An 18424-nucleotide genomic window follows, 5' to 3' on the forward strand; every position below is an offset into this window, starting at 1 on the left:
TCTTTTTCTCTATTATAAAACAATGCCACTATTTTTTGTTGATGTTACCGATAACATCGTTTTCTCTTTAATAGTTTCCTTTTTGTTTCGTTATCTGGTTTGCAGAATGTTAGGATTTAACAGTCGATTAACGATCAAAAAGTGTCTGATAGATAAACTAAATGGTGTTTAGCCATTCGCTACAATGCGTTCATAACCTCTTCCCGTTGTTCCAGCAGTCGCTCTAACAAAAAAACAAGCCGGAAAATCCAAAAATAGGAACTATTTTCGAATTCTTCGGCTTGTTCTCAGAGCTAGACACTTCTGTCACAATCTCTCTTAGTCGATGAATGGACTTATACGTGACACCAGCTATTTTCAGCTATTTACAAATAGCGAGCAATCAATTGGATCAATTGCTGTGGTAACTCGTTGATGTCTGTCATATCAATGAAACGATTTTCCCCATATATCTCTTTGATTTCTTTTTGATCCTGTCCAATCGCAGCAGCCACAAAGATGACTCCTTGACGGTCATATTCAGACACAACGCTTTGGATATCTTCCCTTGCCTTCTTCCCAGTATAGTCTGGCAAAGCTTTAGGCTGGCCATCACTAATCGAGATCAGCAATTTAGTCGTGGCAGCTTCTTGGCTTAGTTTGTTAGCGATTAGTCTCAAACTGGCACCATCACGATTGTTTTGTCGTGGTTTCATCGTCACTAACTTCTCATCTAACCATTGGAAATCATCACTAAATTCTTTATAAGAAAAAATCGAGGTCTTTTCTCTCGTTGAGACATCTGCTGTATCTCCATAAATCATTAAAGGAATATTTACACGTTTAGCAAATTCTGCGATGGCGATCGCTGCTTTTTTTGCTGCTTCGATTCGTTCATCTCGAATCATTGAACCAGATTCATCAATCCTTAAAGCCACTGCCAATGAAGGTTGTTCGTGGGGTGGATTTTTCTTATCAAAATAACCTAGGTCATTATAGGCCACACGACTCGCATTGAACCGTTGTCCTTCATATTTTCCTTTTTGATAAGTCGTTGATTCATCATTTTCCAACAAATCTAAAATTTGACGGCTTAATGTTTCAACGATCGGTAAAACTTGTTGTCTGATTTGTTCTGCTTCTTGTGCTTTGAGTTCAAATTTTGGTCGATGAACGATCAGTCCTTCTTTTTCGTGCATCGTCCCCTTCATTATTTGTCGTGCTTCTTTCGTTAACTCACGTTTGATTTCTTTGTCGTAAGCCTCCATATCAGAGGCAGACATTTTTTCTGAATTATCTTCTGCTTGTTGCTCCTGTTGCCCCTGACCTGAAACTTCTTGACTTCGTTCTTGTTCAAATGAAAAAGGCTCTGCTTTTTTTTCCTCTTCAATCTCAGCATTCTCCACTGGTGGAGTTTCTTCTTCGATCTCAGGCGACTCATTTTCCATTAAAGACAACGTTTCTTCTGCTAGTTGATCGATATTACGTTCATCAGCTTCTTCATCGTTAAGGATTCTGCCTCGATTTCTTGAAGCTTCTTCTGAAAGACGTCCCCACTTTATTTGCCGTAATAATTCACGAAGTTCTTCAAGAAGCCCACTTTGTTCTAATGCTTGGGTTAATATCTCCAATTCTTCTGGAACAGTGGTCAATTTATAGAGAACTTTAGGATAAATCGATTGGAAAAGATCTTGCCCTTGTTTCCAAGTATTTGCCCAATAAAAATAGGAACGCATACCAGCCACTCCCTTGATGGCATTCGCTTTGGCAGTATCATCTAATAAACGAATGATCTCTGCTAATTTCAAGAGCAGTTCAGGTTGTTGAATCTTTGTCTTACCTAAGGCTCGCTCAGCCATCACTTCAAGTGAAGGTAAATCCATCTTCTCAGCATGTTGCATCCGATCTCTCAAAGATTCATTCAACGGACGATTACCTTGGTAGTTCCGATTTGTTGTGATGATGATGACGCAATCTGGATGACGGACGACGACACCTGTGGGTAAATTCAATAATCCATTTGGCTCAAGAGCGGAATTTAAAGCAACTAATACGGAAGCATCACGGATCACCGTTGGCTCCTGGATTTCTAACAAATACCCCTTTTCGATCGCACGAACAATTTCAGAGGGATAATATTTATAGCGAACGCTACTATTTTCATTTTGTTCCATCCGCTTGATGAAATCAGCCAGTTTGGATTTAGCCATTTCTGTACTAAGATTATAGTGATTTTTTATTAACCGTAAGACAGCCTCTAATGTCTCTGTTTGGTTGATTGCATCAATCAATTCTTGATCTTCATCTACGTCAGACTCAACAATAGGCAATAGCGCACCAAAGACATCTGATTTATCCATATCCGCAAAACAAGTTATTTTCGTATAAGGAAGTTGTAAATCAGCCGAAAGAGCTTTAGCCAGTTGCGTTTTTCCTGACCCAGCATCCCCTTCAAGCAAGATGTTACTGATCTTCATTTCAGGATCATTCCAGTTTTCAAAGATTTCAGCTGCGATTCTTTGTTCTTCTTGACTGGTTCGATGACTCGTTGGCTTTTGCCAAATCATTTGTTTTTCAACACTTGAAAATTGACGGTCTTTTGTCAGTGAGAAATCTTCCAATGTACCTCACTCCTTTTTTCCTTAATACCCTAAATCATCTAATAGACGTTTCAAAATTCGGAAACGTTCTCCGATCAATTCGCCATCTTTTTGTAACGTGTCATAATAGAGCATAATATCTTCATCGATCTTAGGATTTTTGGTATCCACTTCAACCGTCATTCGATTCCCTTGAAGTCCAATAATATCGACAACTGGATTTTCAGGATCATAAAATTTTTCATAGCGATACGCATCTTGAAAATACAAACTCCCTTGCGCAGCTAAAATTGCTAGATCTAAGATCCGAGTGATTGGTAGTTCTTCCGATTGACGTGACCATTTTTCACCCGTATGGCGCCATACCTTGCCTGAAATATCAACTTTTCCACGATCATTCCATTGTGCTAACCCTAAAGATAGTCCTTTAGCATCCGTATGCAAAGCATTTCTACCATCAACTTGATCATAGTCTTCAACGACAATAACAGGTTTGTGTTTTAAATTTGTTGGGATTTCCATCTAAATCCATCCTTTCTCTTTTAGTAAATTACTAACCTAGTGATTTACTCATTTACTAAACTTTTAAGGATTATACGCCTTATATAGAAAAAATGCAAAAAAAGCATCGTATCCCAATGAATGAGAGACGATGCTTGCATTGAATTGAATAATCTAAATTATTGCGCAGAGATGGCAAGCCCGATTGCTTTTTCTCCTAAGTGACTACCAATCACTGGACCAAAATGACCAATCTCAATGTCAGCATGTGGGTATTGTTTTTGTAATTTTTCTTTTTCTTGTATGGCAACTTCCAAATTATTTGCATGAATCACATAAAGCTTAACAGGTGGTGCAATTTCCTCATTTCTCATGCCGATGACTTTTTCGGCACGAGCGAAAGCTTTTTTACTTGAACGGATTTTTTCAAATAAAACGATTTTTCCTTCTGAAAAAGTCAAAATCGGTTTGATTTTAAGCAATCCACCTATCAATGCAGCCCCATTAGTCAAGCGTCCACCGCGTACTAAGTTGTTCAAGTCATCCACGATGAGATAAGCATACGTATTATCTCGGATACGATCGATATGTGCGATAATTTCTTCAAGAGATTGACCTTTTTGATTTAAATCTAGAGCAGCTTCTACCATGTGACCCATTGGCATACTCGTGATCTTAGAATCATAAGGAACGATTTTTACACCGTCAATGTCGTTTTTCATAGCATGTAATGTGTTGACAAAGCCGGAGATCCCAGAGGATAAATGGATACTTAAGATGGTATCGTATCCTTTTCTTTTCAGTTCTTCGTAAAGCGCCAGTACTTCTCCAACAGCAGGTTGTGAAGTGGTCGGGAAGTCTTTGCTTTTATTTAGAAGCCCATAGTATTCGTCAGCTTCTATGTCTATTCCTTCATTGTAGATTTTCCCATCCAAAATGACAGGGATCGGAATAACGAACAAATCAGGATGATTTTGGATTCGTTCAGGCAAATAAGCCGTACTGTCAGTAACTACTGCAAGTTTCATTTATTTAATTTCCTCATTTCAAAGAATTTTACCAGTCTATTTAACTATATCATAAGAAAGATGACATTTGAACCTCTCACTCAAAAAGTGAGAGAAACAATCACGTCCCTCTCACTTTCTGTAGCTTTAAAAAATTATCATGAACTGGATGTTGTTCCTAATTTTTGGTTGAGTGATGCCGATGCTGGAAGTTTTTAAGTAATTGGAGCCCATTTCTGCCAAATTGAGCAAAGAGAAATGTCAGCCCACCTATTCCACCAAGGCCAACACAATAAACAACAGCATGGGCTTTCGACGTCATCGTCAATTGGAGGTTCAATAGGATAAATACAACCGAACAAAGAACCAGCATCAACAAGGTTGAGCGGAATGTTTTAAGAAAGAAAAATCTGATTTTAGCTAGAGGTGCGATTCGATACTCTTTACACATATAGAAATAACCTCTGATAAACACGATCGCAAAAGCCATTGTGTTTGAAAAACTCATACCATAACCGTCAAATAGTGCTAATCCAATCACTTGAAAGACAATTTTCAAAATAATCGCTTCAACGGTCAGCCGAATCGCAATCATATGATGGCTAAGTGATTGTAACATCGTCGAAAGAATCGTGAACAATGAAAAGAATAATGAAGCGAGTAAGGCAAATTGGAAATAGCCGACACTATCAGGATCATATCCAAAAAATAAGGTATACAATGGACCCGCCAATAATGACATCCCCGCAAGAGAAGGAAGTAAAATCAAGACAGCAATTGAAAAACTATCTCCTACTGTCTTTTCAATTTGCAAACGATCTTTTTTTCTCAAAGTACTTAAAATCGGCAAACTGCTGATTGCGACTGTACCAACCATAGAAATCAAGATCAATGTCAACTTGTTGGGATTAACTGATGCTCGACTAAATAAAAATTCCAATTGTTGATTCGTGATTTCAGGTCTGAAAAAATGCAACAACGGCTTCATCGTCACTTGGTCAATCATTTGCACGATGGTAATAACAGATCCCACAAAGATGAAAGGTAAAGTTTCACGAATGATCGATACCGACTCTGCCCGATTTTCATGCTTGAAATAGCGACTAGAGATCAAGAAATCTTTTAATTTGAAATAATCATTTTTTATTCCAACGAAATACATATGGATAATTGCTGCTAACCCACCAAAGAAGGATGCCACTGTACTGATCAGAACAGCTTCTAAAATCGTTCCATCGGTCAAGACGCGTAAGTAAAACGTTCCTGCTAAAATGACCAGGACACGAACCGCTTGTTCAATGATTAGTGAGGTCCCATAAGGTCTCAGATTGTTTTTCCCTTGAAAATAACCTCTCATTGCACTAAGAACTGGAATGGCGATCAATGACGGACACAAACTACGAATTGCTAAGATCCCATTATTTACATTTGCAATTGGGCTGATTCCTGCAAGCATCGGGGCAAAAAGATACATCAGCACAGCAGAAACGATCCCAATGACAAACATGATATTGATGGTACTGCGAAAAATCGTTCGACAGCCCTGTTCATCATTTTCTTTCGTTGCTACAGCGACTTTTTTAGCAATCGCATTAGGAAACCCAACTGTTCCCAGCATCAGGAACAAGCCATAAGGTAAATAACCTACATTGTATAAAGTGGTCGCTAACATTCCTTCTTGATTGTTCCCCATCATACTTAGCCATGGGATCAAGTAAACAACACCTAATACCTTACAAAGCAAATTAGCAAAGGTTAACCAAAATGTTCCTTGCATCAATTTTTTATTCATTAAATTTTCCTCAACTATCTATATTTAAATCAATACCTTTCCCATTATAGCAAAAATTCAAAGAAGGACAAATCATCCTTAAAATTTTAATAAAAAAGGCAAAAAAAAAGCCATTCTCTAAAACTAAGAGAAGGCAAAATTTTGGAACTGTTTAAAACATCGACAGCAAAAATACCGAAGCAAGTCCAGTTACTACTGATAATGCCATAGAATGAGTTTTATACGCCACGCCAACTACGAGAACCATAGCTAAGATTTTGATATTCCAAGCAATGGCTAAATGTTCATGGGTAATAAAGACATCCTTGAATGCTAAAGCTGCGAATAGCGCCACTGGCACATATTTCATCCATTCACTAAACCATGAAGGGACTTTCCGATGGGTAAAATAGAGCATCGGGAATAGTCGTGGCACATAAGCCACCACGAATAAACTAAGTACTAAAAGAATAAGATACGTCTTAGTCATGATGTTGACTCTCCTGTTCTGGGAAGTTGAATAGTGGTTCATTGACATGTTTGCCACGGTTTTTTAATCGTTTTAATTTTTTTGCCTTCTCTTTTTTGAAAGCTTTCTCTAAAGCAAACCCTGCAAAAGAGGCGATCACCGTCGCAGCAATTAAACCTAATGTATTTTGGAACATGACCATGAAAGTAACGCCTAATACACCAGAAAACAATCCTGTAAAAATGAGCAGCTTATTTTTCATTTGCATGACAAACATGAAGATAAACATCGCAGTCAGTGCAAAGTGAACGAGATCAGCATCTACATGGATAACAGAACCAAACATGTTTCCAATCATGTTACTACCTGTCCAAGAAGCCATCGAAAACCAATTTACATATAAAGCTTTACGCTTATTCCATGTAGGATCAGTTGAATATTTAAGATAATTAACCGCATAATTTTCATCATTTAACGATTGTGAAAATACCGCCAAGAATAGTCTCTTTTCTTTCTTCATAAAACCTGAAAGACTCGACCCTAACAATGTGTAACGTAATTCCAAGAAAAATACCATCAAAAGTGTCGTTGCAAAAGATGCTTGAGTTGTTAGCATCGAAGCAACTAAAAATTGCGCTCCACCCGAAAATACTAATATGGACAACAGACCGGTTAAGATTGGATCAAAACCCACTTTTTGCAATAAGACACCACAAGCTAACCCAACTGGTATATAACTTAAGCAAAGTGGCATTACTGCGTGCAAAGCCTGAAGCCATGGCGCACTTTTCTTTTTATTCATCAAAATGTCTCCTTCAATTACAACAAATAAACAGCGGACTCATTGTAACATAAAAAAACGAAATTGTAGCCGTTTTATCTAAAAACAATATTATATTTTTCTCATTTTAAGCTTGAATATTGAAATTTCAAATCATAAACAAGTTATTTTTATGCAACATAAAAGCATTATTTTGCTGAAGAATCAGCATGGTCATCTTCGATAATTAGGGTCATATTTATCAGTTTCAATATAAATATAAACTTTTTTATCATTTAAAGACTGCCGAATCGTTTCTTCAATGTTATTGATGATTGCACAGGATTCATTCTCTGGGTGATCAAAGATATCGATTTTAGCAGCTACCAATACCTCAGTTGGGCTCAGATGGACGGTCTTTACATCGATCAAACGAGAGACTTCCGGACGCTCAAAGGCTTGCTTGATTTTAATCAAGTCACTCGTTGTCACACTTTCACCAACAATCAAACTATAAAATTCTTTTGCTAAGAAAATGGCAGCTCCCATCAACAATAATCCGATCAATAGGCCGCTAATCGCATCAAACGCCGCAATTCCTGTTACCATCGTCAAGACTGTTCCTAATAAAGCAAGAATGAGTCCGATCACAGCACAAAAATCTTCAGTAAAGATGATCAAAATTTCACTGTGACGACTTTCTCTCAAAAATTTCATCAATGATAATTTTTCGGTATTCAACTCATGGATTTCTTTCATAGCGATACGTAATGACGTTCCTTCAATGGCTAATCCAAAAATTAAAATAATGATAACGATCAATGAGTTATCAACTTCATGCGCAGGATGGGTCAATTTTTCAAAAGCTTCCATGACTCCCAAAGCTCCCCCACCAAAAAAGAGCATGGTTGCCACAATTGTGCTAAAAAAATATTTTGCTCTTCCTTCGCCAAATTGGTGTAACTCGCTTTGCCCTCTATTCGCTCGTTTATCCCCAAAAAGCAAAAGGATTTGATTGCTGCAATCGACGATACTATGAATACTTTCATTCAGCATTGCCGCACTTCCACTAATGGCATAACCGACAAATTTACTGATTGCAACTAAAATATTCGCACCTAATGCAGCAATCACAGAGAACATCCCGCTCTTTTTAAAATTTTCCATCTTATTTCCTTCTTTCTTTTCTTCTCAACAGTTTCTCAGTTAACTATCTCTCGGAAGAACCGTGTGATCTATTGCCTGCAGACGGAACAAAAAACATGCGACAATCTCTCTAAGGATTGCCACACGTTTATATCCTGTCTAAGCCTTTCGAACCATCAAAGGAACCAAAAATTCGTAATTGATAAAGAAATCAATCACTGATCGATGGTACTCCCCGGAAGAAACTTCAAGCATTGTTTGGTTTTTCTGATTTTTGGAAATGATCATGGATTGTCCTTTATCTAATAGAACTTGGTATTTTTCTTCTCCAATTTTTTCAAAATCATATTGAGGATTTTTCATCGCTACGATAAAGATGTCATCTAGTACCTGGTCAGTCAATTCAAATTGACTTTGAAGATTCAGATGTAACGGTTGGGTGTTATCTAGTAAAGTTTGCTTGACTAAAAAACCTAAGTGACGTGCATGAGCTAATATTTGGTTGAACTTATGATTGAAAATAGTCAGTTGACCAGCAGAGAATACCCGTTCAACAGACCAATAACGAATCAAAGATAACACACGGTCATCCTGAACCGTGATTTCCATCGTTTCTGGTGAAACTTCCAATAAGTTGAGTGATTCCACTTGGTATCGTTGATCAATCGTCGGAAGAACAAAAGAAAATACTAATTGATTGGAATCATTCAAACGATAGTTGATCGAAAAATGTCGTGTTTCCCAAGTATCATAAGTGGTATTAGAGAATTTCAAACCAATATCATTTAAAGGTTTTAGCAACTCATAAGTAAAGTATTCGATCAAACTTGTCTTACCAATCGGGGAAATAGGTTCTGCTATTAAGATATAGCGTTCAAAAGCATCTAATAATTGTGAAAAGTCCGATTCAAGTAGATATTTTCGTAAGCGTAAATCCGCTAATTCTGCCTCTGCTGTTTCAATTAAAAGAACAATGTCTTGATGGTCTTTTTCTTTTGTTTCTAAATAGACTTGATTTTCCCTCGCTTCATGTGGATGACTGGATTCAATTGCCTCTAATTGTTCAGAAGTGACCTGTTCATTTTCATCAAGCAAATCATCTTCAGAAGCAGAGTGATTGCTGGAGTTTTCAGGATCTGTTTCTATTGCTTCTTCCGCCACAGTCGTTTCTGCTAACGATTGTGCTTCCAGCTCTTCATTTTTTTCTAACTCTTCATGCTCATTCATTACTCTACCCCTCCCTCTTGCATCGATACTTCTGGGTTTTCATGTGGATCAACATTACCTAAGTAATTCATTAGGAAATGATGGATGGTTTGACTGAACCCTTCTATCCCACCGAAGTAGCGATTGATTTGTCGTTGTTCTTTTTCAACGATCGCTGCACGTAATTGATTCGCTTTTGCTTCGTTAAGTAAAGCAGCTTTTTGATTTTGGATTTTTTCAGGTGCTTCAAGATAAGGCATCCAGCCTAATTTTTCATTCGATAATGCTTGTTTTTGTTTTTTCAGTTCTTGGATTTCTTCATCAATTTTTTTACGATTTAAGAATCCTTTAGTGTCATCCAGATCAGAGATTTGGCGATCCACTTCTTTTAATTCTTCATCCAGACGATCGATCTCGGCTTTTGCAGTGATGACTTTAGCATCAAGTTCGTTAATTTGTTGACTGTAGTCATCCGGTTCCTGGTTTGCATAGGTGCCCCACTCTTCGTCAATTTGGGGCAAAACGAAAATTTCCGGAAGACTAGCATCGATGCCAATTGTTGGCCTTTCGTGATAATACGTACCGATCTTGTAATAACTCATCGTAGGAGAAATCTTTTCGACTAGCTCCATAAATGGAAATTCTTGAATAAAGCGATCATGAATTTTCCGCATTAATAGCTGATCGATTTCATGGTTTTCATTCGAACTTTTTTTCAATTCCTCATTTAAATGACCATTATACAGTTGATAGATTTCTGGAATGTTTTCTTCACGAACAGCTCTTTCAAATGCTTGTAAATCCTCTAACAGTTGAGATAGATTCGTGCTAGCTTTTTCTTTGATATCAAAAAAAGTAGTGTCATCTTCTTGTTGAATGATGATTTCTTCGTTATTTTCTTGTGGTGTTTCTTTCATTTTGATTACCTCCTCACAGTTATCCACTTTCTTGGACAGAAGCACAATAGGTTGAGTTTACTTACTATTGAATTGATAATTTAATAGTACCATTTTATAGAAAAAAATGTTACAAAGGGCTTCCTCCTCTATGTATCTTTTAATCAATATTCATTGATTATCCACCGTTTTGATAAGGTCTGATTATTGTACTTTCACTATTGAATAATCTTACGTATCGAGAGTAAAACAAAAGAGTGGAAAGAGGATTGAAGCGACCTCCAAAAGTTAGATTCTAACTTTTGGGGGTTACTACAGATCCCCCCACTCTTTTTCACTCAGTAATTTTTTTATTTTTGAGGCAGATCTCTGGTTGTGAAGTGAATGCGCTGATTTTCATCACGAGATAATAGTGTTTCTTCATTCAAGTAAGTAAACTTCATCTCTTCTAAATCAGTATTTTCGAGCATTTTTTCATAACCGGTAAAAATCGAACGGATATATTGTTTATATGCGTTTTTCTTTTTCTGTCTTTTTTTCATGTGACACCTTCCTTATCAAAACTATCATACCAATGAATTTAAGATGAAACAAGCCAGATTTGAGATTTTATCTGTTGTTTTAATCCGGTGTTAGTTACTAGTTGACGAAAATCAAAAAAAATGAAAAAATGCTTTAGTACTTAAGGAGGGAATCTCGTGAAAAAAATCGGTTTTGATTCAGAGAAATATATCGAAGAACAATCAGCATATATCCTTGAACGAGTGAATCACTATGACAAATTATATTTAGAATTTGGAGGCAAATTGGTCGATGATAAGCATGCCAAACGTGTTTTGCCTGGCTTTGAAGAAGATGCAAAAATCAAATTGTTACAAAAATTAAAAGACCAAGCAGAAATCTTGATTTGCGTCTACGCTGGAGACATTGAACGTAATAAAATTCGTGGGGATTATGGTATCACTTATGACATGGATATTTTACGCTTGATCGACGAAATGCGTGGCTACGGATTATCTATCAATAGTGTCGTCATTACTCGTTACAATGGTCAGCCAGCTACGAATGTCTTCGTCAATAAATTAGAAAGACGTGATATCAAAGTCTACAAACATTCAGAAATTGAAGATTATCCAATCAATGTTGAAAAAATCGTTTCTGAAAACGGCTTTGGCAAAAATGAATATATTGAGACCAGTAAACCAATCGTTGTTGTTACTGCTCCTGGACCTGGTAGTGGCAAACTAGCAACATGTTTGAATCAGCTTTATCATGAAAGCCAAAAAGGACAATCAGCAGGTTATTCAAAATTTGAGACCTTCCCTGTTTGGAATGTCCCATTGAAACATCCACTAAACATTGCCTATGAAGCTGCCACTGTGGATTTAAAAGATGTCAATATGATCGATTCCTTCCATTATGATGCCTATGGCAAGGTTGCTGTAAACTATAATCGAGATGTTGAAACCTTTCCAGTAATCAAACGGATCATTGAAAAAATCACTGGTAAAGAATCAATCTATCAATCCCCTACCGATATGGGTGTGAATCGTGTGGGATTCGGAATCGTTGATGATGAAGTTGTGCAAGAAGCTTCTCGACAAGAAATCATCCGCCGCTATTTCCAAACAGAGTGTGATTTCAAAAAAGGATTGATCGATGAGGAAGCAGTAAATCGAATTAAATTGATCATGGAAGAAGTAGGTCTTCAACCTGAAGACCGTCAAGTGGTATTGCCTGCTCATGAGTATGCAAAAACTGTTCAAAATGACAGCAACGATCCTTCTGCGGTGATCGCGATCCAATTACCCGATGAAGTGATCATTACAGGACGCACCAGTTCTTTAATGAATGCTTCTGCTGCCGTCATTTTAAATGCGATCAAACATTTGGCACATATCTCAGATAATATTCCATTGTTGTCGCCACTTGTTCTAGAACGGATTCAAGGGATGAAGTCTGCCGCACTGCATTCTTCCGTTGATACATTGAGCCTAAATGAAGTACTGATTGCTCTTTCGATCAGTGCGGTAACCAACCCTATCGCTCAAGTAGCTTATGACAAACTTGCTGAATTAGATGGTGCTCAAGCTCACTCGACAGTCATCGTCAATAAAAATGACGAACAAACGTTGAAACAATTAGGTATTGATATCACAAGTGCTCCCTTCTATCCATCGGAAAATTTATTTTATCAATAATCATTGTTTCTTTATGAACAAAAAGCTGAATAAACTCTTAAAAGATTTTATTTAAATTGCACCTGAAAAAGTGCAACTGATAATCTTTTAAGAGTTTTATTTTGTTGTATCCGTTTCAATTGAAATGTATGCGTTTCAGTCTAAAAAAGCGATGATAATCTTAGCAAAAAATTAGTATTTTAACGATAAAACGTGTAAAATTAAACGGAATTTTGATTAGGAGTGATAGTTTGAGTCAGATTTTAGGAATTATTGGATTACTTTTTATTTTTAGCCTTGCTTTTTTGATTAGTACCAACAAGAAAGCCATCAAAGTAAAAACTTTACTATTGATGATCGTGTTGCAATTTATTTTTGGTTTTATTTTGTTACGAACGACTTTTGGTACAGCAGTCGTTTCCATGTTAGCGAAAGTATTCGATCATTTACTGGCGTTTGCAGGTGAAGGAGTCAATTTCGTTTTTGCTGGGGTAGCCAATAAAGGCAGTGCACCGTTTTTCTTAAATGTTTTGATGCCGATTGTTTTTATTTCTGCAATCATCGGGATTTTGCGTTATATCAAGATCTTGCCATTATTCATGAAGGCAGTTGGATTGGGTTTAAGTAAAATCAATGGTATGGGGAAATTAGAATCTTACAACGGTGTTGCTTCAGCAATACTAGGTCAATCTGAAGTTTTTATTTCAATAAAAAAAGAATTGCCTTTCTTATCTGAAAAACGTTTATTTACCATGAGCGTTTCTGCCATGTCGACTGTTTCGATGTCGATCGTGGGTTCTTATATGGCGTTGATCGATTCTAAGTATGTAATTACTGCGCTGGTATTGAACTTATTCGGTGGGTATATCTTGGCCTCCATCGTTAATCCCTATGAATTAGAAGAAAAAGAAGATGAGTTGATCATTGAAGAAAACGAAGAACAAACTTTCTTCCAAATGCTTGGAGAATATATTCTTGACGGCTTTCATGTAGCGATTACAGTCGCTGCTATGTTGATTGGATTCGTTGCTCTTATTGCTATGATCAATGCCATTTTTAGTGGAATCTTTGGGATCTCTTTCCAAGAAATTCTTGGTTACATCTTTGCTCCACTAGCATTTATCAGCGGGATTCCTTGGAAAGAAGCTGTGGATGCGGGTAGTATCATGGCGACGAAACTTGTGACAAATGAATTTGTTGCGATGACAGAACTAGCCACTGGGAACCTGCATTTTACTGAACGTACAACAGCTATTTTATCTGTCTTTTTAGTATCTTTTGCTAACTTCTCTTCCATTGGAATCATTTCGGGTGCTATGAAAGGTCTAAATGAAGAAAAAGGAAACTTAGTTGCGAAACATGGATTAAAAATCTTATTGACTGCCACATTAGTCAGCTTTTTAAGTGCGATCGTCACTGGTTTACTAGTCTAAATGATTAAATTTAATTGAACTGTATATTTAAAACACTCTCTTTGCTCTTTAGACGATTTTCTAAAGACTCAAGAGAGTGTTTTTTATAAAACAAAATTTATTGGCGTACAACTGGAATATCTATGCGAAAAGAACAATTGCTAAAAGAAACTTTCTCGTGTATCGTTTAATAAAGGAAATAAAGATTTGAAGGAGATTCATGATGAACAAATGTTATGTATTTATTGGTCCTTCTGGTTCAGGAAAAACCTCTATTGCTAATGCTCTTTTTGAACCAAAAGAAAAAATTGTCACTTCGACGACTCGTCCTCCTCGAAAAGGTGAAACCGATCAAAAAGATTACTATTTTCTCTCTGAAGACAAATTTGAGCAGTTGATCACTGAACAGGCATTTGTGGAATGGGATGAATATGCGGGACATAGATATGGTTCAACTAAGAGGGAGATTGCTCAAAAGTTGAAAAATGGTGATTGTTATACGATTTTAACAGCTGCTGGTTTTTGGGCACTCTTCCATGCATTTGGGAAACAGATCCAACCAGTATTTGTGACTATCGCTAAAAACAAATTGAAGCAGCGTTTAGAACAACGTGGAGATGCTCCGGATCAAATCAAAAAAAGGCTCGCTCTTTTTGAGCAAGACACGAAGGAATTAGATGAGTTAAAAAAACTACCAAACCTCATTGTTTTAGCAAATAATGAAGGGTTAGAAGCCACCAAAAACCAATTTAAGCGACAAATAAAAATGCTCAAAGAATGATCTTATTTTGATAAACAGGATTGATTAGCAAAAAAATCTCTCACTAGCTTCAAAACATAAACTAGTGAGGGGAATCAAACCAATTTTTGTCGTTCTGTATGTCCAATACCACAAATCAGCGAATGTAATTCTTCTACTTTAGAATACATGCGTAACCAATTAGTCGGCTGGTCTAATAATAAACTGAGCAGTTCTAAATGATGGACCAATGTCCATTTTTTCAATACACCTAAACCAGGAAATTTTTTTTGTTGTTTCAAAGAAAGCAGGGCTAATATACCCGTTGTAATCAACAGTTGATCTTGGTTCCTCAATACCCACTGTTGCATTTTTTCAACAGCTTCAAAAAACTTTAGTGCTTGATCCTTAGCTGAATCGTTCGTATCAGAAATAAAATGTTTTACTCTGAGATTACCATATGCATCAACATAGGTCAGATGAAGTGCCAATGCCCGACTAGGAAAGCCTTTATCAAAATAGCGACTTCCTTCAATCGTAAAATCTGAAAAGCCATGATTCCCCTCTTCTTTAAAAAACAAATAGTCGTCGCTAAAAAAATCATCTATTTTTTCGCTATAATCTTCTACGTGTTTTCTTGGTTTAAAGGCTTCTTTTATGATGATTTTGTTTTCTGGTAACCAGATATGGAACCGACTATGGTCTGGTAACAAAAAATGAGTATCCATTTTTGAAAGTTCTTTCCATATTTTTGGATCACGCGGCTGATGTTGTCCATCAAAAATGATCAATTTAGGTGGTTGCTCCATGATCTGTTGGTAATTATCGGACGTGATGATCATTGCATGTTGAATGGAACTATTTTCTTTTTCTTCCCATAAATGTAAATGTTCATCAAAAAGTTTGAACTGACCCACTTGGGGATTATCGATGATGATCAGCGGGTGATTTGCTTTTTGGAATAACTCGACAACGTTTTTAAAGGTAGCTGAATCACGAACTGGTTCGATGATGGGAACCACCTTTTTAGATAATAGATTCTGTTGAATCATTTCTTTTAATGCTAAAAGATCAAACTGTTTCCCTCTCAAATAAGGATAGTACATGCTTATTCACTCCAATGGCTCTGTTGGCAAGCGTCTAACTTGCTGCTTTTGTCGCAGATTCTCATAGTCTTGCTGTAAAGCGCTGATTTCTGCTTGTAAATCTTGGATCGCTTGATTTTCTGTTTCTTCAATAAAGCGTTCATAGTAACGCTCTTTGGCAAATGGATCTTGAGAATCTGAACGTTTTTTTAATTCTTTATACAACTGATCAGTTGGAAAATATTTGACGCCTCGTTCCATCTGTTTGGCTTTTCTTACTTCTCTAAATAATGAAGCCATAAAACGGTTGAGCAGCGCCTCTTCTGCCACTGCTAACGGTTGCTTCATTGCTTTTTTAGCAATAATGAATGTACCAGAAGCTGGCATCTCTTCTGCTATCCCGTAAGGTCGATAAACTAAAACACCGATACCAGTGGGGATTTCAGCTTTGACTTCATCAAAAAGTGTTTGAGGTAATACAAAATAATTGTAATTCCCGACAAACGATAATTTTGCAGTGGAACGAAAGTCCGCTTTTGATACTTTCAACTCATAGCAACGCCACTCTCTTGTACCATCAAACTTTGTGAGACAACTTAACGTATCCACGATACCATGGTCGTCAGGCATGGTCACCTCTTCTACGAGAATGCCCCCTTGTTCGATACAGTATTGATAAAGAGAAGTTTCCATCTCGATCGTTAAAGGAGTTTTCAATTCCTCCACCTCCGAACATATTTTCGCCTACCCATTCTACCTTAGATCCAACAAAAAATCTATCGTTAATTATTATTTGAATCGTTTCCTTAAAAATATTTAGAATTAGTTTTTGTTCACTTTAATCCTGCGAAATGAATGGGACAAAACATCGTCACGAGATAGTTGACAGCCAGAAAAAAACAGTCGAGTCTAAATTTTTCTTAGTCCCAACTGCTTTTCTTCAACTGACTATTGTTGATAACTTGGCGGTAAATAGAATTTTTGATGATTTTCAAAGATTTCGCCAATGTGAAAGAGCAAGTCTTCTCGTCCTCTGGCAGCCATGAATTGGATACCCAAAGGCAGACCTTCCTCACTGATATGTGTGGGTAAACTGATTGCTGGTTGTCCCGTCAAATTTGCCAGTTGGGTGTAAGGCGTGATCTTTAAACTTTCCTCAAACATTTCAGAAATAACTGCTAAACTTTCTTGTTCGTTGCATTCGTTGATTCCAGCCATTTTTGCCCGAATTTCATCGCTTTGAAGATCAGTGGAAATTTCTGGAGCAGTAAATGCTGTTGTCGGCGAAAGAAAAAGATCAACAGTTTGAAATAGTTCTTCCATTGTGATTGCTGCATGATCCCAAACATGAAGCGACTGGATATAGTTCGCTGCAGAAACCTTCTTGCCGTATTCTAGTAGTACCCAAGAAATCGGTTCAAGTTCATTTTGAGCAACCGACCGTCCTAACCCAGATTCAATCGAGTGAATCATACTAGCTGTTTCTGCTCCATTCATTTGGTAATAAGACTGGATCAAGGCTCTTCCATCAAGAGGGTAATTGATTTCAATGATTTCATGGCCTTCTTGTGCTAAAAATGTCACCGCATTGGTCACTGCTTGTCGTGCTTCATCGCTGATTTTTGTGTGGATCGGTGATTCTGTGCAAACAGCGATTTTCAACCGTTTTTTTGGTGGATACTCTTGCCATTCCGCTGGCGAAACTTGATAAGGCGCTCCTGAATGGATACTTCGCAGTCCTGCAAATAAAGCTTTGGTGTCTCTCATAGAAATGGTCAAACCAAAATCAATCGCTGCTCCTTGCCAACCTCGCCAAGCATGAGGACCAACTGGCATCGTTCCTCGTGAAGGTTTTAACCCAATCAGACCACAAAAGGAAGCAGGTATGCGAATTGATCCCCCACCGTCACTAGCACCAGCGATCGGTAAAATACCAGAAGCAACAACGGCTGCTGCCCCACCACTTGAACCACCTGGCGAATGCGCAAGATTCCAAGGATTTTTAGCTGGACCATAAAGTTGTGGGTCGGTGATATTCTTAAAACCAAACTCTGGTGCATTCGTCTGCCCCAGTGGGATAAGACCAATTTTTTCAACTTGCGAAACAAAATTTGAATTTCTAGATGAGCGATGAGTTTGAAAAAGCTTTGAGCCTGATGTAGCTAACCAGCCTTGCTTTTCCTGTCCTAACATTTTCAACGGGAACGGTAAGCCGCTTAAAGGCTGTTCATCCTTTAGAATTGATGCCTCATCTTTAATTGGTTGATCTGTTTCAAAAGTAACGAACGCGTTTAATTCTGGATTTAATTTTGCTACTTTTTGGCTAACCTCTTTGACTAATTCCTTGTAACTGAACTGCTTCTTCTTTAGACCCTTCACGATCTCCATGCCATCTTTCAAGTAAATCCCTCCTTTTATTTGTCATACCTTTGTGTAATTTTCTCATATTTCTATTCAACAAACAAAAAGAATGATTACGCTTCATGTTAGAAACGGTGGTGCTATTATCAGTAATTATATACACCTATTGAATCCTAATAGCTAAGGTACTAATCATGGCAAACCAACGAATAGACTAAAAGCTAACCACCAGTTATTATTCTAAAACCACCGGATCGCATAAAAATAAGCCAAAGATTTCCAAAATAAGAGAAACTATGTTTGGATTCTTTG

The 18424-nt window shown here is 37.3% G+C and carries 16 protein-coding genes; 3 read left to right on the top strand and 13 right to left on the bottom strand.

The features are described from left to right. Positions 1-365: 365 nt before the first annotated feature. The 10 genes from IGL30_RS06220 to IGL30_RS06265 all read right to left on the bottom strand — a co-directional run bounded on the left by IGL30_RS06220 (position 366) and on the right by IGL30_RS06265 (position 10877). The gene (locus IGL30_RS06220; RefSeq protein WP_123874776.1) at positions 366-2600 is read right to left on the bottom strand and encodes an AAA family ATPase; all 2235 of its coding nucleotides are present in this window, start codon (positions 2598-2600) and stop codon (positions 366-368) included. A gap of 21 nt (positions 2601-2621) precedes the next feature. Further along, positions 2622-3101 (bottom strand): DUF6530 family protein, encoded by a 480-nt coding sequence (locus IGL30_RS06225; RefSeq protein WP_010719161.1) that lies wholly within the window; start codon positions 3099-3101, stop codon positions 2622-2624. A gap of 158 nt (positions 3102-3259) precedes the next feature. Next, positions 3260-4108, bottom strand: a complete 849-nt coding sequence (locus tag IGL30_RS06230) for a DegV family protein (protein WP_010719160.1) — start codon at positions 4106-4108, stop codon at positions 3260-3262. 157 nt (positions 4109-4265) lie between these two features. Continuing rightward, positions 4266-5879 (bottom strand): polysaccharide biosynthesis protein, encoded by a 1614-nt coding sequence (locus tag IGL30_RS06235; RefSeq protein WP_123874775.1) that lies wholly within the window; start codon positions 5877-5879, stop codon positions 4266-4268. A 151-nt stretch (positions 5880-6030) separates the two neighbouring features. Continuing rightward, a complete protein-coding gene (locus IGL30_RS06240; protein WP_010737579.1) occupies positions 6031-6348 on the bottom strand; it encodes an AzlD domain-containing protein in 318 nt (105 codons plus the stop codon). Then, positions 6341-7129, bottom strand: a complete 789-nt coding sequence (locus tag IGL30_RS06245) for an AzlC family ABC transporter permease (RefSeq protein WP_010719157.1) — start codon at positions 7127-7129, stop codon at positions 6341-6343. The genes IGL30_RS06240 and IGL30_RS06245 overlap by 8 nt, the downstream gene beginning before the upstream one ends. Before the next feature lie 192 nt (positions 7130-7321). Continuing rightward, a complete protein-coding gene (locus IGL30_RS06250) occupies positions 7322-8254 on the bottom strand; it encodes a cation diffusion facilitator family transporter (protein WP_123874774.1) in 933 nt (310 codons plus the stop codon). Positions 8255-8392: 138 nt separating this feature from the next. Then, complete coding sequence (locus IGL30_RS06255) at positions 8393-9460, bottom strand: hypothetical protein (RefSeq protein WP_088745356.1); 1068 nt, start codon at positions 9458-9460, stop codon at positions 8393-8395. Next, entirely contained in the window at positions 9460-10356 is an 897-nt protein-coding gene (locus tag IGL30_RS06260) for a hypothetical protein (RefSeq protein WP_010719154.1), read from the bottom strand. The genes IGL30_RS06255 and IGL30_RS06260 overlap by 1 nt, the downstream gene beginning before the upstream one ends. Positions 10357-10685: 329 nt before the next feature. After that, positions 10686-10877 carry a hypothetical protein gene (locus IGL30_RS06265; protein ID WP_010719153.1) on the bottom strand — a complete coding sequence of 64 codons (192 nt, stop codon included), beginning with the start codon at positions 10875-10877 and terminating at the stop codon, positions 10686-10688. Between the two features lie 156 nt (positions 10878-11033). Here IGL30_RS06265 and IGL30_RS06270 point away from each other — a divergent pair, with 156 nt between their 5' ends. From IGL30_RS06270 to IGL30_RS06280, 3 genes are all read left to right on the top strand, one after another. Next, positions 11034-12536, top strand: coding sequence for a DUF1846 domain-containing protein (locus IGL30_RS06270; RefSeq protein ID WP_123874773.1), 1503 nt, complete (start codon positions 11034-11036; stop codon positions 12534-12536). A gap of 230 nt (positions 12537-12766) precedes the next feature. Next, on the top strand, positions 12767-13948 hold the full coding sequence (locus IGL30_RS06275) for a NupC/NupG family nucleoside CNT transporter (RefSeq protein ID WP_123874772.1): 1182 nt from the start codon (positions 12767-12769) through the stop codon (positions 13946-13948). Positions 13949-14150: 202 nt separating this feature from the next. Then, the gene (locus tag IGL30_RS06280) at positions 14151-14708 is read left to right on the top strand and encodes a guanylate kinase (RefSeq protein ID WP_088745354.1); all 558 of its coding nucleotides are present in this window, start codon (positions 14151-14153) and stop codon (positions 14706-14708) included. Positions 14709-14782: 74 nt separating this feature from the next. Here IGL30_RS06280 and IGL30_RS06285 read toward each other — a convergent pair whose 3' ends face one another. The 3 genes from IGL30_RS06285 to IGL30_RS06295 all read right to left on the bottom strand — a co-directional run bounded on the left by IGL30_RS06285 (position 14783) and on the right by IGL30_RS06295 (position 18151). Then, positions 14783-15772: a sce7725 family protein gene (locus IGL30_RS06285; protein ID WP_123874771.1), complete on the bottom strand. Its 990-nt coding sequence runs from the start codon at positions 15770-15772 to the stop codon at positions 14783-14785. Between the two features lie 6 nt (positions 15773-15778). Beyond that, the gene (locus IGL30_RS06290) at positions 15779-16468 is read right to left on the bottom strand and encodes a hypothetical protein (protein WP_240210631.1); all 690 of its coding nucleotides are present in this window, start codon (positions 16466-16468) and stop codon (positions 15779-15781) included. A 231-nt stretch (positions 16469-16699) separates the two neighbouring features. Further along, positions 16700-18151 carry an amidase gene (locus tag IGL30_RS06295; RefSeq protein ID WP_123874769.1) on the bottom strand — a complete coding sequence of 484 codons (1452 nt, stop codon included), beginning with the start codon at positions 18149-18151 and terminating at the stop codon, positions 16700-16702. Positions 18152-18424 lie beyond the last annotated feature (273 nt).

It is taken from the genome of Enterococcus sp. DIV1089c, from assembly GCF_050530965.1.
GTDB classification, from domain to species: Bacteria; Bacillota; Bacilli; order Lactobacillales; family Enterococcaceae; genus Enterococcus_B; species Enterococcus_B hirae.